Source organism: Deinococcus cellulosilyticus NBRC 106333 = KACC 11606 (assembly GCF_007990775.1).
Lineage (GTDB): Bacteria > Deinococcota > Deinococci > Deinococcales > Deinococcaceae > Deinococcus_C > Deinococcus_C cellulosilyticus.
Window position 1 is genome coordinate 1 of record NZ_BJXB01000028.1, and the last position, 23957, is coordinate 23957.

Here is a 23957-nt window from a genome sequence, read left to right on the forward strand (position 1 = left end):
CAAATGCCTCTGATTTCAGTTCAGGCAACGTCAGCATGACAGCAGATGCGGTCAATTTCTGTCCTCATTTCGAATTACACTGTGTGGGTGGAACATCCCCCATCCGCCAGGCTTCTGAAACTCCTCGCCCTGCTGCAACAGCACCGGGTGTGCCCTGGCCCTCTGCTCTCAGAGGAACTGCACGTCAGCAGGCGCACCCTCAGGCGGGACGTGGAAAAATTGCGCCAGCTTGGTTACGGCATCGAGGCCAACCCCGGACCGCTCGGCGGGTACCGGATGGTTTCCCGGGACCACCTGCCTCCACTGCTCTTTGAGGAAGACGAAGCAGTGGTGATCGCGGTGGCCTTGCTGGGCACCCTGATGTCTGGTGGAGACCTGTCCGACGCCTCCCTCAGGGCCTGGTCGAAACTTCACCCCCTGCTGCCCGAAGAAACGAAACGTAAAGTGTCCGCCGTGCTGGAGAGCACCCTCACCTGGCGTGACACCCCGGCCCTGCAGACCCACCTGGGCACCCTGGGGGTGCTGGGGGCGGCCTGTCGGAGGGCGGAAGTGGTCCGCTTCGGGTACCACAAACCAGAAGGCAGTGTTGCTTCCCGGCGTGCCGAACCTTTCAGGCTGGTTCACCTGTACGACCACTGGTACCTGGTGGCATTTGACACAGAGCGGGACGGGTGGAGGATCTTCCGGGTGGACCGCATCCGTGACGTGGTGGTCACCCGGCAGCGGTTTGAAGCACACAAAAGGCCTTTTGAGGACCCGGTGTCCTTTGTGCTTCAGTCCCTGCAGCAGGCCCCTCAACCTTACCAGGGGGAAGTCATCATCAAGGCGTCCCTGGAAACCATCAGAGCAAGGCTCCAGGGGGTCTTGCCTGGACGACTGGAACCGCTGGGGGAACACCGGTGTCGCCTGACGTACTCCAGCCCTTCTTTGCAGGGTGTGCTTCACATGCTGGTTTCACTGGACGCAGATTTTGACCTCGAAGGTCCTGAAGAGCTTCTCTGGGCCGTGTCCCAGCTGGGCTTGCGATTCACTGCCGGAAGTCAGCCATCCCCCTGACCTGTGTGGGACGCTGTGAGCAATGGTTCATGGCGGGCAGGGTCACAAGGGCAGATCGATGTGTTGCCTCAGACCCAGCATGCTCAGCACTGCAGGGTTGCCGTTGTCCTGCCAGACCAGCTGGTATGTGGTCTGTGCGTTTTGAATGGGCAAAACCTTTGTTCCCAGTGTGGACCTCTGACCCATCCCTGCAGTCACGATGGCCACCCCGATTCCGGCTTCAACGAGGCTGAGGGCAGCCTGTTCGGACATCACCACCTGCCTGAGGTCCTGCTGGCGGTGTCCAGCCGGGACCACCTCATCAATGAAGGTCACCAGTTCCGGGCAGTGCTCGGGATCAAACCCGATGATCGGTTCAGAAAGCAGGTCAGATGTCTGAAGATGGCCTTTTTCAGCGAAAGGATGGTCCGCTGGAAAGACGGCCACCAGAGGCTCATGCTTCACCAGGATGTGTTCTGTGGGCGCAGGGAAAGACAGCCCCACAAGAATTCCAGCATCAATTTGCTGGTTGTTCAGGGCTTCAAGTTGCTCCAGCGCAGTCATTTCCCTGAGGTGAAGCCTCAGGTCCGGGAATTCCCGGTTGCAGATGCGCAGCAGGGCAGGGAGCACACTGGCCGTTGCACCCGGCACGTACCCCACCCGCATGGCCCCGGCCCCCCCCTGGGACACCCGCTGGGTGAGCAAAATGGTCTCTTCAAGCTGGGTGAGCATCGCCTGAGTGCGGGTGTAGAACACCTGTCCTGCCGGAGTGAGTTCCACTTTTCTGGAGGTGCGGTGAAAAAGTTGCACGCCGAGCTGGTCCTCCAGCCGCTTGATGGCCTGACTGAGGGGCTGTGGAGCAAGGTGAAGTTCTTCTGCGGCACGCGCAAAATGCAGTTTTTCAGCCACGGTCACGAAGTAGCGCAGCAGGCGGGTCTCGATCATCATGTAGATGATACGTGATGATGCTTCAGGAAAATAGTGATGGACATGCATGATGATGCTGTGTACTGTGGAGTCACTGAAGAAGCGAGGAAAAATCCCTTCCAGAAAGGACGACACCATGACCTCTCACCTCCCCCTGATCGTTGTGGGCTCAGGTCCCGCAGGCCTCACGGCAGCCCTTTACGCAGCCCGGGCCAGGCTGAACCCTCTGGTGGTTCGTGGCCCCCTCCCAGGAGGGCTGGTCACCACCACAGAGCAAATTGACAATTTCCCTGGTTTCCCCGATGGCATCAGCGGCTTTGACCTCGCCATGCAGATGGAAAAACAGGCAGAAAAACACGGCACCAGGTACCTCAATGCTTATGTCACGCAGGCAGACCTGTCTGTGCGTCCATACAGGCTTTCCACAGACGATGGACAGACTTTCACCTGTGACGCCCTGATCATTGCCACCGGAAGCACCCCCAGAATGCTCGGGGTTCCTGGTGAACTCGAATTCCAGAATGCTGGCGTGGAGCACTGCGCCACCTGTGACGGTCCCCTTTATGCCGGACAGACCGTGGTGGTCGTTGGAGGAGGCAACACCGCACTCACCGATGCCCTGCAACTCTCCAGATACGCTGAAACGGTGCTGCTCATCCACAGGTCCGGGACTTTCCGGGCAGAACAGGTGCTTCAGGAACACGTCAAAGCCACCCCGAACATCCACATCCTGTACCACACCCGCATTCTGGAGATTCTGGGGGCAGATCAGGTGGAAGGGATTGTGATCGAGCATCTCTCCACCGGAAGAAAAGAAAGGCTGGAAACTTCGGGCGTTTTTGTGTGCATTGGCTCTTTGCCCAACACCCAGCTTTTTGCAGGACAGCTTGACCTGACCTCCAGCGGTCACATCGCCACCGATCCACGCAAACGCACCAGCAAACCCGACATTTACGCTGTTGGAGACGTCACCGACAGCCCCTACCGTCAGGCCATCATCAGTGCCGCAGAAGGGGCACAGGCCGCACTTGAGATCATTCACACCCTGAAGTTGCACAAGGAGACCACCCCATGACCCAGATTGCCCAGCAGACCGCACCCACCTTCGAACTCCAGTCCAGCCACGGTCCCGTGAAACTGGTGGATCACCGGGGCAAAACAAAAGTTCTCCTGTACTTCATGCGGGAATTCAACTGCCCCCTGTGCATGCGCAACGTGCTGGCCCTCAGTCGGATGCAGGACACCCTGAAACAAAAAGGGGTGCAGGTGATCATCATCGGTGGAGGAGATGAAAAGTCTGCCAGTGCTGTGGCACAACGGTTCCAGTTGCCCTTCCCGGTTGCCGCTGACCCGGAGCGCAGCGTCTACCGCTCATACAACCTGGAAAAGACCCTCGGGTTTCTGCAGTGGAATGGCACCATCCTGATCGACCCTCAGGGGAAGATCATCTACCGCAAAGTCTCCCAGAGGCCCGGGGGAAGCTTCGACCAGCAGGAACTTCAAGCATTGTTGTGAAATTCCGATGCCACTTACAGAATGGGAGGCGTCGTCCAGCAGTTCATCCCAGTGTCACAAAGGGTCAGGCCACGGGTGAGCGGTCCCAGTATGGGTCTGGGTCACTATCGCAGTGACCTGAGCCTCAACCGCACGTTTTTCACTTCGTCCTCGGTCAACTCCACCTGCCTGAGGCTTTTCAGGCGTGGCCCGAAACTCTCCCAGGTCATGAGTTTCACCCCAATAAAAGTCCATTCTCTGGGGTGGTTGTGGTCGGTGAAACCGTCTCTGGCTTCATCGGCATCCACCAGTTGACGGTGCAGCATGATCCCGGTGACCTTGCAACCCACAACCCGACCAAGGTTCTGGGTGGTTTTCAAAATGGCCTCGGCGACCCGGCTGAGGTTCTCTCCTTCGATCACCAGACGGTAACGGTAATGGTCCACCACCCCGTAGTGGCTTTGCGGGAACACCACGAACACCCCATGCACCGACAAAAATGCATACAGGCCTGTGAAGTGCCCAAGTTGCACCCCCTCAATCACCTCCCATTCGTCTCCAAGAGAATAAAGGGCTTCTTCGAACCTGGAGGTGCGGGGCAGGTTCTGGGCACTCAGCAGGGGATGGCGTTCGGCGTCACTTCCAGGCATGGGGGGCTCCTTGACGGGGGCAGTTGAGGCTTGTGAGGCAAGACAGAAAAGACCCGGAAATGGCAGACACACGGTCAGGTGAGCTGCCCTTGCCGGGCGCAGGAAAGGGGGAGAAGGAAGAGGAGAAGGTGTTCAGTTCAGCACAGGGCTGTCAGAACCAGCAATAAGGTCAGGGTGGGTTTCAGGCCCCGACCAGATCGGAAGCGAGGTATTCGGCTCCGGTGGCGTACTTCATGATGTTGTCCTGGGTGATCTCCTTGCCGCTGACCTCACCGACAATTTCGCCTTCGCGCATCACCAGCACCCGGTCCGAGAGGCCAATCACCTCGGGGAGTTCACTGCTGATGCAGATCACAGCCACCCCTTTTTCAGCGAGTTCTCCCATCATGCGGTAGATTTCGCTCTTGGCCCCCACGTCCACCCCACGGGTGGGTTCGTCGAGGATCAGCACTTTGGGCTGAATTTCCATCCAGCGGGCGAGAAGCAGTTTCTGCTGGTTTCCACCGGACAGGTCCATCGCCAGGGATGCAGGACTGCTGACTTTGAGGGCCATCGACTGGATGGCGTCGCGGGTGAGTTTCTCCAGAGCTGCGAAATTCAGCAGGCCAAAGTGGCTGTGTTTGTCGAGCACGTTCATGCCGATGTTTTCCAGGGCGCTCATCTGCAGGAAAAGCCCCTGCGATTTGCGGTCCTCGGGGAGGTAGCCGATTCCGGCCCTCACAGCGTCCTGTGGGGAACGGATGTTCAGTTTTTTGTCGTTCAGCCAGATTTCCCCGCCACTTTTGGGGTCTGCCCCGAACAAAAGCCGCATCAGTTCGGTGCGTCCTGCGCCGACCAGCCCTGCCAGGCCCAGGATTTCACCAGATCGCACTTCGAAGGTGCTGGGTTGCACCACCCCTTTGCGAGAGAGGTTCTTCACCTTGAGGACCACCTCGCCAGGACGATGGTTTTTGTTTCGCTGGTAGAAGTCACTGAGTTCCCGACCCACCATCATGCGCACAATGCGGTCCGGGTCGATTTCGTGTCGCTGGAGGGTGCCCACGTAGGTTCCGTCGCGGATCACCGTCACCCGGTCTGCAAGTTCGTACACCTCGGGCATGCGGTGGGAGATGTAGATGATGGCAATGCCCTCAGAGCGCAGTTGCCGGATCAGGGCGAACAGCCGCTCGGTCTCCCGGTCCGAGAGGGTGGCGGTGGGCTCGTCCATGATCAGCACCTTGCTCTTGTGAATCAGGGCGCGGGCAATTTCCACGAGTTGCTGCTCGGCAATGGAGAGCTCACTGGCCATGGTGTGGGACGTGAAGCGCGCACCGAGGCGCTCGAGCACCTTCTGGGTTTCGGTGTGCATCAGCGCGAAATCCACGAAGCCCAGGCTGTTTCTGGGTTGTGAGCCCATGAAGACGTTTTCGGCGACATTCAGGTGGATCGCGATGGACAGTTCCTGGTAAATCAGGTTGATGCCTTCCTTGCGGGCCTGCACCGGGTTCCGGACGTGCACTTCCCGCCCGTCGATTTTGATGCTGCCGGTGTCGCTGGAGTACACCCCGGCGAGGATTTTCATCAGGGTGCTTTTCCCTGCGCCGTTCTCACCCATCAGGGCGAGCACCTCACCGGCGTAGGCCTGCAGCTGCACCCCTTTCAGGGCATAAAAGTTGCCGAAGCGTTTGGAGACATCAAACATGTCCAGTGTGGGTTGGGGTTTCATCAGGGGGTCCTTTGATCTGACGGCTTTTTGATTCCAGAAGCGGCTTCTGAAACCGTGAAGGCGTGAGAGGGTGAAGGGGGATGACGGGCAGAGGAAAGTGCAGGGTCCGGCCTTTCAGGGCGACCTGCATGCTGGGTTGTGGGAGGTGAGGCTCAGACTGTGCTTGTGCTGCCATTGTGGCACACCTGCTGCAAGATGGCAAGATCTTGTCTGCAAATTTGCAGAAAATTGCAGAAAATCTTTCATTGCAACAACTGACCGGAGCCCCTCAATCCAGCAAAAACCCCCTCTGGAGGCCAGAAGGGGTCAGAAAGGCACTGTTTGAGTGCAAAAAATCAGCGGGCGCGGTCGGTGGACCCCCGCACAATCAGCTGTGTGGGAAGTCGGATGTTCAGGGGGGGCAGCACAAATTCCCGTTGCAGGTTCTGCATCAGGATGCCGCACGCCACCCTTCCCATCTCGTAAGGGGACTGGGCCACCACCGTGAGGGGAGGATTCATCACCTTCGCCCACGGGGGATCATCAAATCCCACCAGCGACACATCACCCGGAACCTTCAGTTTCAGGTCCTGCAGGGCAGAAAGCGTCCCGATCATCATGTCGGAATTCCCAACAAAAACCGCAGTGGGACGGGCATCCTTTGGCAGGCTCATCAGTTTGCGGGTCACTTCATTTGCGCCAGATTCCAGCCCGTACCCATAAGTGACCCACCTGGGGTCCCTGGGAAGACCCGCGAGGGCGAGCGCCTGCTGGTAGCCTTCAAGGCGCTCGGTGGTGCTGCTCATCTCAGGAGGCCCCCCGATGAAAGCAATGCGCCGGTGACCCAGAGAAATCAGGTGATCAATGGCCAGCACCGTCCCACGCACGTTTTCCGCCTGCACCTGCCCCACACCCGAGAATCCAGATGCACAATCAAGTTCCACCACCGGCAGGTCTCCCATTTCCCGCAGGTGCGTGAGGGTCCCCCGGGTGGGCACAATCAAGAGCCCCTGGATTTTCTGCTGCAAGGCGAGTTTCAGGAAGCGTTCCTCTTTCAGTTCATCTTCCTCGGTGTCGTACAGCAGCACATTGCACCCGTGTTGATCGGCCACCGCCTGCACCCCCTTGGCGAGGGTCGCATAAAAAGGATTCTCAAGGTCCGTGACCAGCAGGGCAATGGGGGTGGCTGCCTGCTGCTTGACCTGCCGGGCCTGCTGGATGGCCTGATAACCAAGCTGGTGGGCGATGGCCAGAATGCGGTCGCGGGTGTCCTGAGAAACCATGTCCGGACGACTGAGTGCCCTGGACACGGTGCTGGGGGACACGCCAGCTTCTTTTGCCACATCTTCAATCGTCGCCATAACGCCTACTTTCAGATTCTAACCGATATTTTGTCGATGTGAAGGGGGTTTTTGGGGGTTGGGGTGGGACAAGGCCGAGGGCCGAGGGCCAAGGGCCAGGGGCATTTGAAGATGATGGAATGAGATCAGGCAAGTTTTCCAGGAAGGTTTTTTGACGCCTGAGCGTTGAAGTTTGTCTCAAAAAGGATTGGGAGTGAGGAGGTGGAGGCATTTCGATGGTTTTGTGTGGTTCTGGAAAAATCTGCTTTGAGCAGGGTGTTTGTGCAATGCCCTCGGGCTTGCAGGGATATGACAACCTACCCGTAGGACTGCACTTTTTGCCCTCAGCCCTGTCTTGACCCTGATACGCGCTTGCAGGACGGCCTGCTTCTTGACGCAAAGATGTGCTTGCGGGGCGGAAGGCCAAGCACACTGTCGCTTTGCACTGGTCGCTCGGCCCTCGGCCCTCGGCATTCCTTCTCACAGCTGGTGCCTCTTCTTCCAGTCTTCTGCCGTGAAGGCTTTGAGTCCGGTGGCGAACTCCATGATGTGCTCGTGGGTGAGGCTTTCTCCCCGTGCAGGATCGATTTCACCGACGAGTTCCCCTTCCCTGAGGACCAGCACCCGGTCCGCGATCTGCACCAGTTCGGGGGTTTCGGAGGTGATGTAGAGGATGGTCATGCCTTCACTGGCAAGCCTGCTCAGCGTCCGGTACAGGTCCAGTTTGGCTGAGACGTCAATTCCGGTGGTGGGTTCATCCAGCAGAAGCACTTTTGGTTTCAGGCTCAGGTAGCGGGCCAGCAAGAGTTTCTGCTGGTTTCCGCCTGAGAGTTTTTCCACTGCGGTTCCCAGGGTGGAGAGTTTGATGTTCAGGTGGGTGACGGTGTTTTTCACCTGTCGGGCCACCTCGGGGAAATTGAGGAGCCCCAGGCGGGTGTGTTTGTCCAGCACCCCGATGGCGATGTTCTCTGCCACAGTCATGCGGGTGAAAAGGCCTTCTGAGACGCGGTCTTCTGGCACATAGACCATGCCTGCCCGAACCCCGTCTCTGGGGCTGTGGAGATCCAGCAATTGTCCGTCCAGAAACACCTTCCCTGCTTTCAGGGGCTGTACACCAGCAATGAGTCTGGCAAGCTCGGTGCGGCCCGAGCCCACCAGTCCCGCCAGGCCCACGATTTCCCCCTGCCTCAGGGACAGGGAGGTGGGCTTGATTTTTTTGCCGTCGGTCACCCCAAGCAGTTCCAGCACCACCGGACGGTGCGCGGGTGGTGGAGGGGCTTTCTGGAAGTCCTGCAGGGACTGCCCGAGCATCATCTGCACGAGTTTTTCCGCGTTGATGCCTGCCCTGCGGGGGTCCACCGGGGAACGGCTGGGATCTTCCGGTCCGCGCTGCAGGGTGCCGATCAGTACACCATTTCTAAGCACACTCACCCGGTCCGCCAGGGCGTACACCTCGGACATGCGGTGGGAGATGTAGACGATGCCAATCCCCTGCTGGCGCAGGATTTTGATGATCTCAAAGAGGCGCTGGCTTTCGGTTTCACTCAGGGCAGAAGTGGGTTCGTCCAGCACCAGCACACGCGGTTTGAAGGCGAGCGCACGGGCGATTTCCACCAGTTGACCTTCTGCACGGGAGAGGTTTCGCACCAGGGTTTCCGGTCCAAAAGTTGCCCCCACCTCCTGCAGGACCCTCAGGGTGGTTTTGCGCATCTCTGAGGCGTTGAGCAAACCCCACTGGGTTTTTTCTGCACCCAGGAAGATGTTCTCCTGCACGCTCATGTGCTGGGCGAGGTTCGGTTCCTGGTAGATCAGGTGGATGCCCAGGGCCCGGGCGGCACGGGGGTCTTTCATGCGCACCTGCTGCCCATCGATGAAAATCTGGCCTTCAGAGGGCTGGTAGGCCCCGACCAGCACTTTCATCAGGGTGGATTTCCCTGCGCCGTTTTCCCCCATCAGGGCGAGCACCTCGCCGGGGTACAGCACCAGGTTCACCTGATGGAGGGCCTGCACGCCAGGGAAGTGTTTGCTGATGGCTCGCATTTCAAGAAGAGGAGGCTGGACCTTGGTCATGGGGTTCTGCCCCATTATGGCAGAACTGCAGCAACCTGCAGCAACAGAAAAAAGGAGGTGTAAGGAATGTGCTTTGCCTCCTATTGTACCCTGAGGACATGATTTCAGAAGCGCTTCCAGTCTTGCAGAAGAAGAAAAAACCACCAGTGGCGTGCTCGATACAACCTCATGCCAGCTGATGGGGCAGCTGGTTTTGCTGGAGTTCGATTTCCGGAATGGGGCGTCGCTCCAGAAGTGTTTGATCGATTTCCCTATAAACAATCAGTCTGGTGGAAGCTTTTCCGTGCAGAAATTTCAGCCATTGCAAGGAGGTTTCTGCAAATTGCAAGGTGACTTTGCAGTCAAAACTTGCAAAAAGGTTCTGCAAACTTGCTGCAAGGAGATTGACCTGTGGCCATTCATCCTGTAAAGTCCAGATCAGGACCGCAACAACTTCAAACACAAGCCGTGCAAAAGACCTGCACACCTTGCCGGGTGTGAACGGTTCGTTGTGCGGTCCCCAGGAGAGGAAAAAACCATGAACATCAAACGTCTGTCTGCCCTGTCTGTTCTCATGACCGCCACTGTTGCTTTCGCTGCCGACCAGCCCATCATTGGCCTGATCACCAAAACCGAAACCAACCCCTTCTTTGTGAAGATGAAAGAAGGTGCACAGAAAGCGGCAACCGCCAAAGGTGCCAAACTCCTCACCGGCGCTGGCAAAGCCGACGGGGACAACGCCGGACAGGTGACCGCACTCGAAAACATGGTGGCTGCTGGAGCCAAAGCCATCCTGATCACCCCCAACAACGCCCAGGCCATCATCCCCGCCATTGAGAAAGCCCGCAAGCAGGGCGTGATGGTGATTGCGCTCGACAGCCCCACCGATCCCCAGAGTGCCGTGGACGCCCTGTTCGCCACCAACAACTACAAAGCCGGACAGCTGATCGGCAAGTACGCCAAGGCCGCTTTTGGCAAGAAACCCGTGAAAATCGCCACCCTGGACCTGTTCCCCGGTCACCCCGTGGGCATTGACCGCCACAATGGCTTCCTGAATGGCTTCGGCATTTCCAGCGACAAGGACGCCCGCGTGGTCTGCATGCAGGACTCCTACGGGGACCAGGCCAAAGGCCAGACCGCCATGGAAAACTGCCTGCAGAAAGACCCTGAAATCAACCTGGTCTACACCATCAACGAACCCGCAGCTGCAGGTGCCTATCAGGCCCTCAAAGCCATTGGCCGCGAGAAAGACGTGATGATTGTCTCTGTCGACGGGGGTTGCACCGGTGTGAAAAACGTGGCTGCAGGCATGATTGCCGCCACCTCCCAGCAGTACCCCCTGAAGATGGCTTCTCTGGGTGTGGAAGCCGGAGTAAAATACATCAAGACCGGCAAAAAAGTCTCAGGCTACACCGACACGGGCGTCACCCTCATCACCGACAAGAAGATGAAAGGTGTGACCAGCAAGGACACCAAATTCGGCCTCGACAACTGCTGGGGCGTCAAGTAAGCCTCGGTCCACAGGACAGACGTTATCGTCAGGAAAAGAGGCTCAGGTGAAACCGCTTTTGACTGACAACCAAGCCCACCAACACAGGGGAGAGGGTCACAGACCTTCTCCCTGGAAAGGCCTTTCACCATGACCGTACAGAACCCCGCCAATGCCCGGACCCGCGAGGCCAATTCGCTCCTCAAGCGCCTGAACAGCACCAACCTGCTCGGGCCCATCATCGCCCTGATTCTCGCCAGTGCTTTTTTTGCCACCCAGTCCGAACGTTTTCTGACCGGTCAGAACTTCTCCCTGATCCTGCAACAGGTGATGGTGGTCGGGGTGATGGCCATTGGCCAGACGTTGATCATCCTCACTGCAGGGATTGACCTGTCGTGCGGGATGGTGATGGTGCTCGGCACCATGGTGATGACCAAGCTCGCCGTGGAATCCGGCATGAATCCTTTTGTTGCCATTCTGGCAGGCACCCTGGTCTCCACCGCTGTGGGATTTTTAAACGGCCTGCTGGTCACAAAAATCAAACTGCCTCCTTTTATCGTTACGCTGGGCACCTACAACATTGCTTTCGCCATCACCCAGATTTACTCCAACGCCCAGACCCAGACCGGTCTGCCTGAAGCCCTCACCTTTTTCGGGAACACCTTTCACATCGGGAACACCGCCATCACCTACGGCACTGTGCTGATGCTCCTGATGTACGTTTTGATCTGGGTGTTTCTGACCCGCACCGCACCGGGCCGCCACATTTACGCGGTGGGCAACAACCCTGAAGCAGCAAGGCTCACCGGCATTCCCACCAACAAGGTGCTCCTGTTTGTGTACACCTTCGCTGGATTCATTTACAGCATTGCTGGCCTGTTGCTCGTTGCCCGCACCGGAGTGGGCGACCCCAACGCCGGAGCCACCGACAACCTGGACACCATCACCGCAGTGGTGCTGGGCGGAACGAGCCTCTTTGGTGGGCGCGGCCTGATTTACGGCACCCTGCTTGGTGCTCTGATCGTGGGTGTATTCCGCAACGGCCTCACCCTGACGGGGGTGCCCTCGGTGTACCAGATCCTGATCACTGGCATCCTGGTGATTCTGGCGGTGGCTGCAGACCAGCTCACCCGCAAGAAGGCCTGAGGTGCTGAGAGGCATCGACCCCCTGCTCTCGCCAGAGCTTCTCAAGATCCTCTGCGAGATGGGGCACGGAGATGAACTGTATGTGGTGGATGCGAACTTTACCGCATCCACCCTCGCCAGAGGCCGCCCGATTGTGCGTCTGGACGGGATTTCCCTGCAGAGGGCCTGTGAAGCCATCCTGTCGGTGTTTCCCCTTGATCCCGCAGAGCGACCTGTGGGCTACATGAAGGTGTGCAACACGCCAGAAGGCCACCTGAACGGGGCGCAGCAGGATGTGCTGAACGTGCTTGCCAGACTGGACATCCAGCCAGAGCACTGTGAACCCACCGAGCGTTTCGCGTTTTATGAGCGCACCCAGCGTGCCTACGCTTTTGTGGTGACCGGGGAACTGCGCACCTATGCCAACTTCTGCTTCAAAAAAGCCGTGGTGAGCTTCCCTGCCCAGCCTGAGCGTGAACAGGCACCCGTCTGAGGTGTTCTGGAGGGCCTGGAGACCTGCGGGGCAACGCCTGAAAACAGGATTGCTTATGCAATTCCTTGCATAATAGACCAGATCTATAACAATGCGTCCACAGAATACTGCTCTGAATAGGGCCTGAATGTCAGGCTGCATTTCGGAGCAGTGAATTTTTATGAAGAATTTTGAATTTTTATGCTTGACAGTTCTGCCTCAACAGACTATGCTCAGGTCACACCCTTCAAAACCACCCTGAACAGTCCCCGTCCAGCGGCCTGCCTCCCTGTCCTTTGTCTGGAACAGGTCAACCCTGCAGGTCTGTGGTCTCTTATTGAACATGGTGGCTGGTGCAAGAAAGGAACCCCTGATGACCCCCAGAACCCTGAAGTCCTGTCTGCTGCTTTCCCTGGGCTTAACCCTCAGTGCCTGCTCCTCGGTGACCGTCCCCCCACCGGGAGGCTTTCAACCCCCCTCCGCCCGCTACAAAGAACAGTGGCGACCCCAGTTGCACTACACCCCGGCGCGCAACTGGATGAACGACCCCAACGGCATGGTCTACCACGACGGCGAATATCACCTGTTCTACCAGTACAATCCTTTTGGCATCAAATGGGGACACATGAGCTGGGGACATGCGGTGTCCAGGGACCTCGTTCACTGGGAAGAGCTGCCTGTCGCCATTCCTGAAGCTGAAGACATCGCCATCTTTTCGGGTTCAGTGGTGGTGGACAAGAACAACACCAGCGGCTTTGGCACCACCACCAGCCCTCCACTGGTGGCCCTTTTCACCGGAGCAAGGCATTCGGATGGCAACCAGTCCCAGTACCTGGCCTACTCGCTCGACAGGGGACGCACCTGGACGAGGTACGGCACGGCTCCGGTGCTGGACATCGGCAGCAAAGAGTCCCGCGACCCCAAAGTCTTCTGGCATGCTCCCACCAGCAAATGGATCATGGTCTTTGCCCGGGCAACCGACCACAAAGTGGCTTTTTACGGCTCCACCAACCTCAAAAACTGGACGTACCTCAGTGACTTTGGCCCCCTGGGGGCAGGCACAGGCCCGGGTGACCTCTGGGAGGTCCCGGACCTGATTCAACTTCCGGTGGACGGCAACACCGCAAACCAGAAGTGGGTGATGCTGCTGAGCATCAACGGAGGCACCCTGTGGGGTGGATCGGGGATGCAGTACTACACAGGGTCTTTCAACGGGACCACCTTCACCCCTGATCCCCTGCCAGCGGTCAACGAACCCACCGGAACCCTCTACGCAGACTTTGAAGGCAGCACTTACGGTTCCTGGACCGTCACAGGAACAGCCTTTGGTTCAGGCCCAGCCAGGGGAACCCTCGCAAACCAGCAAACGGTTACCGGCTACAGGGGCACGGGTCTGGTCAACTCCTACCTGGGAGGGGATGTGAGCACCGGAACCCTCACCAGTCCAGACTTTGTGATCACCAAGCCCTACATCAGCTTTCTGATCGGTGGAGGAGACCACCCCGGTGAAACCGCCCTGAACCTGATCGTGGACGGCAAAGTGGTGCGCAGTGCCACTGGCCGCAACGAAGAGCAACTTCGCTGGAGTGCTTTTGATGTCACGGCCCTGCAGGGCAAGACGGCCAGACTTCAGGTCAAAGACAGCCATACCGGGCAGTGGGGCCACATCAACGTGGACCAGATCCTGCAAAGCGACAATGCCTTCACTGAGCAGGACAACAGGGTGTTGTGGGCGGATTTCGGGCGGGACTTCTACGCCGCGTCCACCTTCGACAACCACCCCACCGGAGACAAAGTGTGGATTGGCTGGATGAGCAACTGGCAGTACGCCAACAATGTCCCCACCTATCCCTGGCGCAGTGCCATGTCTCTTGTGCGCAAACTCTCTCTGAAATCCACCCCAGAAGGGGTGCGTCTGGCCCAGGAACCTGTGGCTGCGCTGGGCACCAAAAGGGCTGCCACGGTGAGATTCAGCAACCTTCCCCTCTCCCAGGTCCGGCAGGGCCTGATCAATGCCGGGGTCAGGGGCAAAACCCTGGATGTGGTGCTGGAAGTGGACACCTCCGGCACGGGCAGTGTGGGCCTCAAATTCCACCAGGGAGGTCCAGAAGAAACCGTTTTGCAGTACAACCCCATCACCCAGAAGCTGTCTCTGGACCGCATCCGCTCGGGGGATTCCAGTTTCGATGCTGGCCTGTCGGAAGTGCATGTGGCGACGTTGCGCAACACCGGAACCCTGAAACTCCGGGTGGTGCTGGACACCTCCTCCATCGAGGTTTTCGCGCAGGACGGAAAACTGGTCTTCACGGACATCCTGCTTTCCAGCCCTGGCAGCGATGGCATGGAGATTTACAGCAGCAGTGGTGATCCCCTGGTCAAGACTTTTGAAGTGCACGAACTCAAATCCATCTGGAACCCCTGATGCCTTTACAAGAGAGGAAAACCATGTTCCATTTTCACAAGACCCTCCTGGCCTTTGCCGCACTTTCCCTGATGTCCTGCGCCCAGTTGATTCCTCCCCAGACCCTGCAGGAAAACCCCCTCGGGATTGACAACGCGGCCATCCAGATGGGCAATGGAGGCACCATCGATTACACCGCTCCAGCCTTTGGAGATTTTGTCCCACAGGGGGCCGCGCCAGATGAGGTGGAGGTGTCCATCGTGATCAGCAAAATCACCGTGAACGCCTCCTGCCTGACTTTGCCAGACACCTTCACCGTGACCCTGAAAGACATGCGGGTCAAGGTGTGGGACCGCCAGGACACCTTTGCCCTGAAGGCCACCGAACGGGGCACCACCGAGAATCCCATCACGGGCACCGTCTCTGCTCGGGTGCTGCGTCCAGAGCTTGCAGTCTACGCTTACAGGCTTCCTGCCCCGAAAACCATCCGGCTGGTTTTTGACCGTCAGCTTTACAACCTGGTGACTTCAGGAGGGGACAACCTGGCCCGCCTGACTGGCGTGATGGAGGTCTCGGATGCAAAACTGCTGGGCTGCCGGGTGGGGGCACTGGTGGACAGCAACTCCGTCACCCTGCGGAAATTCAACTGAAAGAAGAAGCACAAACAGCCCCACACCACCCCAGATCAGGCCCCTTTGTGGGGTCTGGTCGAGTGCTGTCCTTTGGAAGGGAGAGTTGAAAATCATGCAAAAAATTGCATAAAAGTTCAATCTTGGATCTGAACTTGGTATAAATAAAATAAAAATCTGCGAACTGAAAAGAAAACAACACAACCAGCTGTTTGCATTAAAATTCGAGAATCTTGCATGGTCTGGTTGACAAGCTGCGACCCTCTGCATAAGCTCAGATCAGGCCACCACAGCCCAACCTTCCAGAAACCTCAGGGCACTTCTGACACATGCAACTTCTGCGTGTGAAGCTGCTGTTCTGCTGGATTTCTGGCCCTGAAAGGACACCCCATGCAAAGCACGCGAACCTTGCTCCTCACCCTTGGCCTCTCTGCCGCCCTGTTCAGTTGTGCCACCACCAGTGTCACCCCACCCCCTGGTTTTCCCCTCCCCAGGGCCACCTATGACGAACAGTGGCGTCCACAGGTGCACTTCACCCCACAGCGCAACTGGATGAACGACCCCAACGGTCTGGTTTACCTGGATGGGGAGTACCACCTGTTTTACCAGCACAACCCTTTTGGCAACACCTGGGGACACATGAGCTGGGGGCATGCGGTCTCAAAAGACCTCGTGCACTGGGAAGAACTCCCGGTGGCCATTCCAGAAGCTGAGGACATCGCCATTTTTTCAGGTGCTGCAGTGTATGACAAAAACAACACCTCTGGACTGGGCACGGCAGCAAACCCTCCACTGGTGGCGATTTTCACCGGGTGGAACAAGAGCACGAACAACCAGTCCCAGTACATTGCCTCATCCACCGACAAGGGGCGCACCTGGACCAGGTACGGCACGGCTCCCGTGCTGGACATTGGCAGCACCGAATCCCGCGATCCCAAGGTGTTCTGGCATGAACCCGGCAAGCAGTGGATCATGGTCTTTGCCAAGGCCAAAGAACACAAAGTGGCGATCTACGGCTCAAAGGATCTGAAAAACTGGAACCACCTGAGTGACTTCGGTCCTTATGGCAGTGAGGGGGATGTGTGGGAGGTCCCGGACCTGATTCAACTCCCGGTGGATGGGGACCCCACAAAGAAAAAATGGGTGATGATCGTCAGCGTGAATGGCGGCTCCCTGTATGGTGGGTCAGGCATCCAGTACTTCCCCGGTGAATTCAATGGCACCACCTTCACCCCTGATCCCCTCCCTGTGGTCTCAGAGCCTACAGGAGTGGTTTTCGCAGATTTTGAGGGTCCCACGTACGGGGACTGGGTGGCCACTGGTGACGCTTTTGGCACTGGACCTGCACAGGGTGCCCTCCCTGGACAGAGTCCTGTCACGGGATTCAAAGGCAAGGGTCTGGTGAACACCTTCCTGAATTTCGACCAGGGCACCGGAACCCTCACCAGTCCAGAATTTTTGATCAACAAGCCCTTCATCACCTTCCTGATGGGCGGTGGAAACCATCCTGGTGAAACCGCAATGAACCTCCTGGTGGATGGCAAAGTGGTGCGCAGTGCCACTGGACAGGACTCTGAAGCCCTCAGGGCAAAGTTCTTCGATGTGGCAGACCTGAAAGGCAAGAAAGCCAAATTGCAGATTCTGGACACCCACACCGGAGGCTGGGGTCACATCAACGTGGACCACATCATGTTCACGGATGCGGTGGTCAATGAGATGGAATTCAAAACCTTGTGGGCTGATTTTGGCAAGGACTTCTACGCTGGAGTGACTTACGACAACCTGCCGACCGATGAAAAGATCTGGATTGGCTGGATGAGCAACTGGCAATATGCGGGTGCCCTGCCCACCTACCCCTGGCGGAACGCCCAGTCCATTCCCAGAAAGCTCTCCCTGAAAACCACCCCGGAAGGCTTGCGTCTGGCCCAGGAACCCATTCAGGCCCTCAAAACCCAACGTGGGGTGAATTTCAGTGCAGGCAACCTGCCGGTTTCCCAGGTCAATGAACGCCTGAAAGCTGCAGGCGTCAGGGGCAAGACCCTGGAGGTGCTGCTGGAAATCGATGCAAAGGATGCAGAAGCCCTGGGCCTGAAGCTTCACAAATCCAGCGCTGAACAGACGGTGATCACCTACAACCGGGCAGCAGAGCGCATTTCTGTGGACCGCACGCAGGCAGGGGAGGGGAGTTTCTCAAATGGCTTCCCGGAAGTGCACGCTGCACCCCTGAAAAACGTGGGCGACACCCTCACCTTGCACGTCATTCTGGACACCTCCTCCATTGAGGTCTTTGCCGAAGATGGGCGGGTGGTGTTCAGCGATCTGACCCTCTCCAGCCCGAGCAGCGATGGCATTGAGCTTTTCAGCACCGGAGGAGATCCGGTGGTGCGCAAGCTGGAGGTGTTCGAGCTGAAATCCATCTGGAAGAAGTGAGCATGAACCTCTGGGCCTTTCCCTGCAAACTGCTGGTTTGTGGGGATTTTGTGTCCAGAGGCAAACCTCAGGGTCAGATGTTGGAAGGAGTGGGTCGTGAATGGGAGGTCCTGCAAAACCAGCGTCTGGCATCAAGGTTTCATGCATTGATGCAAAAAATTGCATAAATTATACTCAGATTAAAAAGAAAAAGTCAGTCCAGAACGGTAAAAAGCCTCATGAAAGTCTTGACATGTTTTGCATAACTCGGTATGATGAAACCACTTCAAAAGGAGCAAAGCATCCATGACCAAGCGGGCCACCCTGGCTGACATCGCCAGAAAAGTGGGGGTCTCAGAGTCCACGGTCTCCAGAGCCCTTGCCGGAAGCGATCTCATCTCAGACGACACCAAAATCAGAATTTCCCGGGTGGCAGAACAGCTGGGATACCAGTTGCCCGCACTGGCCAGGGCGATCAGAGGGTCCAGGACCCAGGTGGTCCTTCACCTCACCGAAAGCCCCACGCTGGACTTTCATGCAAGACTTGCACAGGGCCTGCATGAGGCCTCCCTGCGAAACAACCACCTGCTCGTTACCCACCAGTCGTTTCTGGACCACTTCACCGAAGAGCAGTACCTGCAGATCCTTGCCCCTCTGGCCCCTGCTGGTGTGGTGGTGACCCCCACTTCCAGCAACCTGCCCCTGCTTCGTGCCATCGCTGAAAAGTACCCCCTGATCACCCTGGACCGGGATGTGGAAGTGGGCCTGCATGCGGTCCTGCTCGACAACAAGCAGGCCATGCGGCAGGGCATCGAACACCTCGTGGAACTCGGACACACCCGCATTGCCCTGCTGGTCGGCAAGGACCCCATGACCGTGGGTTTTGAGCGCCGCCAGGGCTACCTGGATTCCCTGCGTGCCCTGCATGTGCCCATTGACCCCTCCCTGATGGTGCGTGAAGACTTCACCGAGGCCGGAGGATACCGCGCTGCCAGAGACCTGCTGGACCACCGAACGGAACACCACTTCACCGCCATGATGGCCACCAACGGAGACATGACCATCGGCATGCTGCGGGCCATCCGGGACGTGGGCCTGAAAGTCCCCCAGGACCTCTCGGTGATCGGGTTTGACGATTCCCGCTACCACACCCTGATGGACCCGCCCCTCACGGTGATCACCCAGCCAGCATTCGAGATGGGGGAGTACGCGGCAAACCTGCTCTTTGAGCACCTGGAGCACCCCACCGAGACCTCCTCACGGGTGAGGCGCATGCCTGCTTCATTGCTTCTTCGCCGCTCCACCACTTTCCTCAGATAATCCTGCCCCATGTTTTCACCCCTGATCGAGAAAGATCAGGAGGCTTCACACACCCGAAAACCCCCTGAATTCAGCCCTCACGTTCAAAGGAGAGAGACATGAACAAGAAGATCCTGACCGCCCTGCTCGTTTTGACTGTACCCGTAAGCGCTTACGCAGATCCGATCACCATCAACATGTGGCGACATGAAACCGGTGACGATGAAGTGAACGCCAACCGGGCCGCCATTGAGCGGTTCAACAAAAGCCAGGACAGGTACCGGGTGGTGTACGAGAGCCTGCCCAAAGGCTCCTACACCCAGGCGATCACTGCAGCCGCCCTCGCAGGCACCCTGCCCTGCATCTTTGACATGGACCAGCCCACCGTGCCCAACTTCGCATGGTCAGGCTACATCCGGCCCCTGGACACCCACCTGGACGCAAAACTGCGGAAAACCATCAATGCAGGGGGGAAAGGCGAATTCAAAGGGAAACTCTACTCGGTCGGGCAATTCGATGTGGCCCTCGGGATTTTCGCCCGCAAATCTGCACTGACCAGAGCAGGCATTCGCATCCCCACGGTCAGCAAGCCCTGGACCCTGGAAGAATTCAACGGTGTGCTCGCCACCCTCAAGGCTTCAGGGGACTGGGAGTACCCCATCGAGATTCACAACGGTTACGATGGCGAATGGTGGACTTACGCCTTCAGCCCCTGGTTGCAATCCTTTGGAGGCGACCTCCTGAACCCGAAAGACCTCACCCAGGCCGATGGTTACCTGAATGGTCCTGCCGCCGTCAAATTCGGGCAGTGGTTCCAGGGCCTGTTCACGAAAGGGTACGCCAACAAGAAACCCGCAGACGATCAGGCTTTCCTGCTCGGACGGGTGCCCCTCGATTACACCGGAAGCTGGGCGTATGGCGATTTCTCGAAAAAGTGGGGCAGTGACCTGCTGGTGCTCCCCCCACCGAACTTCGGCAAGGGACCGAAAATCGGGGCGGCCTCCTGGCAGTGGGGGATTTCGAGCAGTTGCAAGAACCCTGAAGGGGCTGCAGCCTACATCAACTTCATGATGTCCCCGAAAGAAGTCGCCACCATGAGCGACAAAACCAGCCTGATTCCCACCACCACCGGGGCTGCCCCCCTCACCAGGGATTACCACAGCAAGGGCAAAGCCCGCTTCTATTACGAGTTCAGCAAACGCTTTGCGGTCAGCCGCCCACCCACCCCTGGTTATCCCTTCGTGACCAGCACCTTCGAGAAGACGCTGCGGGCCATCGTGCAGGGCGCGAACGTGCAGGACACCCTCGATGATGCCGTGGACCTGATCGAACGCAACATCAAAGACAACAAAGGGTACGGCCTGAAGTGAACGTCCGGTCCGGGCCAGAGGCGAGCCTCCTGACCCGTGAATCCAGGCCATGAAAGGTCAGATCGATCAATCAGGGCGGGTGAGGGCACACCTCACCCTGCCCATCCAGGAGGGAACATGTCCAACCCCACTTTTGAGAGGCGCACTCTGGGCCGCCCCGCACAACACAAGAACGAACAGCAGGACCTGAAGAGCGCCGTGTGGATGACCCTCCCGGCCTTTCTGGGCCTGCTGTTTTTCATCGTGCTGCCCTTTTTGCTGGCGGTGGTGTTCAGTTTTTCCAACCAGCGCCTGATGTCCCCCAACCCCACCGAATTTGTCGGTCTGCGCAACTATGACCGCCTGCTCAGCGTTCGGATGATCCCCATTCCTGCCGAAAAAGACAGTGCAGGACAAATCATGCTGGATGAGAACGGCCAGCCAACTTACCCCAGAACCCGCACCATCCTCCGAGCAAAACCCGCCTTGGAGGAATTCAAGGAACTGCAGACCTTCAACCTGTTCGGGGGTCGGTATGCGCTGATCGCCAAGGACGCCCTCTTCTGGATGGGGATGCTCAACATCCTCAAGTTCACCCTGATGGTGGTCCCCCTGCAGTGCGGTGTTGCCCTGCTGCTGGCCGTGCTGATCAACCAGAAACTGCCCGGCATGACCTTCTTTCGCACCGTCTTTTTCAGTCCGGTGGTCACCTCCATGGTGGTGATCTCCATTGTGTGGACGTTCCTGTACGACCGTCAGGTGGGGCTCATCAACCAGATCCTCTCCACCGTCACCTTTGGGCACTTCACCCCCATCGACTGGCTCGGAGACCCTCAGGTGGCCCTGCTCTCCATCGTGATCATGTCCGCATGGCAGGGGATGGGATTTCAGATGGTGATCTTCCTGGCGGGACTGCAAAGCATCTCCGAGGAACTCTATGAAGCGGCGGAACTCGACGGAGCAAGCACCCTGCAGAAGTTTCTCTTCATCACCTGGCCTGGGCTCAGGAACACCACCCGTTTCGTGCTGACCACCACCACCATCGGAGCCCTCGGACTCTTCACCCAGGTGGACGTGATGACCCAGGGGGGACCCAACAACTCCACCCTCACGGTGATGATGCACGCGGTGCGCTCCGGGTACCAGGAGCAGGACATCGCCTACGGTTCAACCATTTCGGTGGTGCTGTTCGTGATGGTGCTCGGGATTGCCCTGGTCCAGCGCCGCCTCAGCATGGGAGGACAGAAATGGGCCTGACCGCCAGCACCACAAACCACACCTCCAGAAAGACCAGCAAGACAGTGGGCGCACTCCTGACCTACCTTGTGCTGCTGTTCTTCTCTTTCCTGTTTGTTTTTCCGGTGCTCTTCATGGTGGTGTCCAGCTTCAAGGACACCCCGGGCATCTTCTCGGACCTTCGCTCCCTGAGGGCTTTTCTGCCCGTCGGGAACGTGAGCCTGGAGAACTTCCAGTACATTTTCGAGCGGGGCAACATCCTGCTGTACTTCAAGAACTCCTTGATCGTCTCGGGGGTCACGGTGGTGCTGTCCGTGCTGGTCAACAGCATGGCCGCCTTCGCACTCGCCCGGTTGCGCTGGAAGGGGAGAGGGGTGCTGCTGGGCTTCGTGATCTCCCTGATGATCGTTCCCTTCGAGGCCATCGCCATTCCGCTGCTTTTGCTGGTCAGCAAATTTCCAGCCTTGCAGATCGGTCCGGACGGCATCCACCTCACTGGAACCTGGCTGAACTCCTACACCGTGCAGATCGTGCCCTTCATTGGCAGTGCCTTCAACATCTTCCTGTTCTACCAGTTCTTCCTGGACATCCCCCGTGAACTGGACGAGGCTGCCTCCATCGATGGGGCCACACCCTGGCAGATCTACTGGAAGATCGTGATGCCCATTGCCCGCCCGGTGATCGCCACCTGCGCCATTCTGGGGTTCCTGGGGATGTGGAACCAGTACCTGTGGCCGATCATGACCGTGCAGGGGGCCAGTGCCCGGCCTCTGCAGCCCGGCATTCAGGAGTTCTTCGGACGCACCACCCAGTGGGGACAGGTGCTGGCCTACACCTCACTCATCACCCTGCCGATGTTGCTGGTCTTCCTCACCTTCCAGAAATGGTTCGTGAAGAGCGTGGCCACCAACGGACTGAAAGGATAACCCGTGACCCAGTCTGCTTTCACCCCTGAGGACACCTTCAAGATCCGGTCCCGTTTCCGGGGGGACCGCTTCCGGCCCCACTACCACTTCATGCCCCCACACAACTGGATGAACGACCCCAACGGCGTTGCTTTCGTGAACGGTGAATACCACGTGTTCTACCAGCACAACCCCATGGAACCCACCTGGGGCAACATGAGCTGGGGCCACGCCCGCAGCCGGGACTTGCTGCACTGGGAAGACCTGCCGCACGCCCTGCTCCCCACCCCAGGCAGTGCTGACGAGGACGGCTGTTTCTCGGGTACCCTCTTCAGCGAACAGGGAACACACACCCTGTATTACACCGGATACCACTTTGACCGCCAGACCCAGTGCAGCGCCAGCAGCACCGACATGGTGCACTTCGAGAAACACCCCTCAAACCCCATCATCTCCCACGCCCCGGAGGGGGTTGGACCCAATGACTTCCGTGACCCGTGGGTGTTCGAGCACCAGGGGCTCATTTACATGCTGGTCGGGGCTTCCATTGATTCGGAACTCGGGGCGGCCCTGCTGTACGCCAGACAGCCGGACCAGAGCTGGCTGCACCTCGGAGAACTTTTTCGTGCCCCCAACCGCAAATACGGCTCGATGTGGGAGTGCCCGAACTTCTTCAGGATCGGCGACAAATGGGTGCTGATCGTGTCCATCTGGCCCAAGCTGAAGGTGCACTGTTTTGTGGGGACCTTCCAGGATGGCCGCTTCCACCCGGAGTGGGACGATGACCTGGATGCAGATGCCAGCAGTTACGCCCACCTCAGCTGCAAAGACGACCGGGGTCGCTACATCAACTGGGGCTGGATTGATGAGCAACGGGACCGGGACCTGATGCAGGCCGCCGGATGGGCTGGAGTGCTCAGCCTCCCACGGGTGCTCAACCTGGATGAACACGGTCACCTGAGCCTTGAACCTGCACCAGAATTGCAAAAGCTCAGGCAAAACCTGCGCATGGATGCTGGAACCCTTGCCCCTGCCGCACACACAGAACGGCCTGCTTTCAAGGCCACCCACTCCGAAATCCAGGCCCGATTCGAACTGCGCGACCAGAAACCAGTGGGCCTGTGCCTGCTGACCGCACCGGATGGCAGCGAAGAGACCCGCCTGACCTACGACCCGCTGGCCCGCAAGTTGCTGCTGGACCGCTCAAAATGCTCCCTGAACCCCAAGACCTCCCGGCAAAACCAGTCGGTGCCCCTCTACCTGAAACCCGGTGAAACGCTGGATTTGCGGGTCTTCATTGATGGCAGTGTGGTGGAGGTGTACGCGAATGGCCGCGTTTGCCTCACCAGTCGCATTTATCCCACCCTGGAATCCAGCGTGTACAGCAAGGTTCATGCCCAGGGGGAAACCACCTATGAGCTGCAGGTGTGGGACATGCACAGCATCTGGGAGTGAACGCCTCAC

The 23957-nt window shown here is 58.2% G+C and carries 19 protein-coding genes; 14 read left to right on the plus strand and 5 right to left on the minus strand.

The window, feature by feature from the left end; genetic code table 11:
* The first annotated feature begins 87 nt into the window (after window positions 1-87).
* Window positions 88-1056: a helix-turn-helix transcriptional regulator gene (locus DC3_RS23190; protein ID WP_186816210.1), complete on the plus strand. Its 969-nt coding sequence runs from the start codon at window positions 88-90 to the stop codon at window positions 1054-1056.
* Window positions 1057-1098: 42 nt separating this feature from the next.
* Here DC3_RS23190 and DC3_RS23195 read toward each other — a convergent pair whose 3' ends face one another.
* Window positions 1099-1980 (minus strand): LysR family transcriptional regulator, encoded by an 882-nt coding sequence (locus tag DC3_RS23195; RefSeq protein ID WP_186816211.1) that lies wholly within the window; start codon window positions 1978-1980, stop codon window positions 1099-1101.
* Window positions 1981-2098: 118 nt separating this feature from the next.
* Between DC3_RS23195 and DC3_RS23200 the strand changes: the two genes are divergently transcribed.
* Together DC3_RS23200 and DC3_RS23205 are read left to right on the plus strand one after the other, a co-directional pair.
* Entirely contained in the window at window positions 2099-3037 is a 939-nt protein-coding gene (locus DC3_RS23200; protein WP_146888985.1) for an NAD(P)/FAD-dependent oxidoreductase, read from the plus strand.
* Window positions 3034-3477, plus strand: coding sequence for a peroxiredoxin family protein (locus tag DC3_RS23205; protein WP_146888988.1), 444 nt, complete (start codon window positions 3034-3036; stop codon window positions 3475-3477). Before DC3_RS23200 ends, DC3_RS23205 begins: the two co-directional genes overlap by 4 nt.
* A 104-nt stretch (window positions 3478-3581) precedes the next feature.
* On the opposite strand, the gene DC3_RS23210 is transcribed toward DC3_RS23205, so the two are convergent.
* The 4 genes from DC3_RS23210 to DC3_RS23225 form a co-directional block, all read right to left on the minus strand.
* Window positions 3582-4106, minus strand: a complete 525-nt coding sequence (locus DC3_RS23210) for a hypothetical protein (protein ID WP_146888991.1) — start codon at window positions 4104-4106, stop codon at window positions 3582-3584.
* Window positions 4107-4287: 181 nt separating this feature from the next.
* The gene (locus DC3_RS23215; protein WP_222594821.1) at window positions 4288-5811 is read right to left on the minus strand and encodes a sugar ABC transporter ATP-binding protein; all 1524 of its coding nucleotides are present in this window, start codon (window positions 5809-5811) and stop codon (window positions 4288-4290) included.
* Window positions 5812-6146: 335 nt separating this feature from the next.
* Complete coding sequence (locus DC3_RS23220; RefSeq protein ID WP_146888994.1) at window positions 6147-7151, minus strand: LacI family DNA-binding transcriptional regulator; 1005 nt, start codon at window positions 7149-7151, stop codon at window positions 6147-6149.
* Window positions 7152-7610: 459 nt separating this feature from the next.
* The gene (locus DC3_RS23225) at window positions 7611-9200 is read right to left on the minus strand and encodes a sugar ABC transporter ATP-binding protein (RefSeq protein ID WP_222594822.1); all 1590 of its coding nucleotides are present in this window, start codon (window positions 9198-9200) and stop codon (window positions 7611-7613) included.
* A gap of 517 nt (window positions 9201-9717) precedes the next feature.
* Between DC3_RS23225 and DC3_RS23230 the strand changes: the two genes are divergently transcribed.
* The 11 genes from DC3_RS23230 to DC3_RS23280 all read left to right on the plus strand — a co-directional run bounded on the left by DC3_RS23230 (window position 9718) and on the right by DC3_RS23280 (window position 23948).
* Entirely contained in the window at window positions 9718-10689 is a 972-nt protein-coding gene (locus tag DC3_RS23230) for a sugar ABC transporter substrate-binding protein (RefSeq protein WP_146889000.1), read from the plus strand.
* A gap of 129 nt (window positions 10690-10818) precedes the next feature.
* The gene (locus DC3_RS23235) at window positions 10819-11814 is read left to right on the plus strand and encodes an ABC transporter permease (protein ID WP_146889003.1); all 996 of its coding nucleotides are present in this window, start codon (window positions 10819-10821) and stop codon (window positions 11812-11814) included.
* Window position 11815: 1 nt separating this feature from the next.
* On the plus strand, window positions 11816-12286 hold the full coding sequence (locus tag DC3_RS23240; RefSeq protein ID WP_146889005.1) for an RbsD/FucU family protein: 471 nt from the start codon (window positions 11816-11818) through the stop codon (window positions 12284-12286).
* A gap of 352 nt (window positions 12287-12638) precedes the next feature.
* Window positions 12639-14687, plus strand: a complete 2049-nt coding sequence (locus DC3_RS23245) for a glycoside hydrolase family 32 protein (protein ID WP_186816212.1) — start codon at window positions 12639-12641, stop codon at window positions 14685-14687.
* Between the two features lie 23 nt (window positions 14688-14710).
* Entirely contained in the window at window positions 14711-15316 is a 606-nt protein-coding gene (locus DC3_RS23250) for a hypothetical protein (RefSeq protein ID WP_146889011.1), read from the plus strand.
* Window positions 15317-15685: 369 nt separating this feature from the next.
* Window positions 15686-17725, plus strand: a complete 2040-nt coding sequence (locus DC3_RS30025) for a glycoside hydrolase family 32 protein (RefSeq protein ID WP_146889014.1) — start codon at window positions 15686-15688, stop codon at window positions 17723-17725.
* A gap of 285 nt (window positions 17726-18010) precedes the next feature.
* Window positions 18011-19024, plus strand: coding sequence for a LacI family DNA-binding transcriptional regulator (locus DC3_RS23260; RefSeq protein WP_146889017.1), 1014 nt, complete (start codon window positions 18011-18013; stop codon window positions 19022-19024).
* 98 nt (window positions 19025-19122) lie between these two features.
* Entirely contained in the window at window positions 19123-20373 is a 1251-nt protein-coding gene (locus DC3_RS23265) for an ABC transporter substrate-binding protein (RefSeq protein WP_146889020.1), read from the plus strand.
* Window positions 20374-20490: 117 nt separating this feature from the next.
* Window positions 20491-21609 (plus strand): carbohydrate ABC transporter permease, encoded by a 1119-nt coding sequence (locus tag DC3_RS23270; protein WP_246130782.1) that lies wholly within the window; start codon window positions 20491-20493, stop codon window positions 21607-21609.
* Window positions 21600-22514, plus strand: a complete 915-nt coding sequence (locus DC3_RS23275; RefSeq protein ID WP_146889023.1) for a carbohydrate ABC transporter permease — start codon at window positions 21600-21602, stop codon at window positions 22512-22514. Before DC3_RS23270 ends, DC3_RS23275 begins: the two co-directional genes overlap by 10 nt.
* A 3-nt stretch (window positions 22515-22517) precedes the next feature.
* The gene (locus DC3_RS23280) at window positions 22518-23948 is read left to right on the plus strand and encodes a glycoside hydrolase family 32 protein (protein ID WP_146889026.1); all 1431 of its coding nucleotides are present in this window, start codon (window positions 22518-22520) and stop codon (window positions 23946-23948) included.
* Window positions 23949-23957 lie beyond the last annotated feature (9 nt).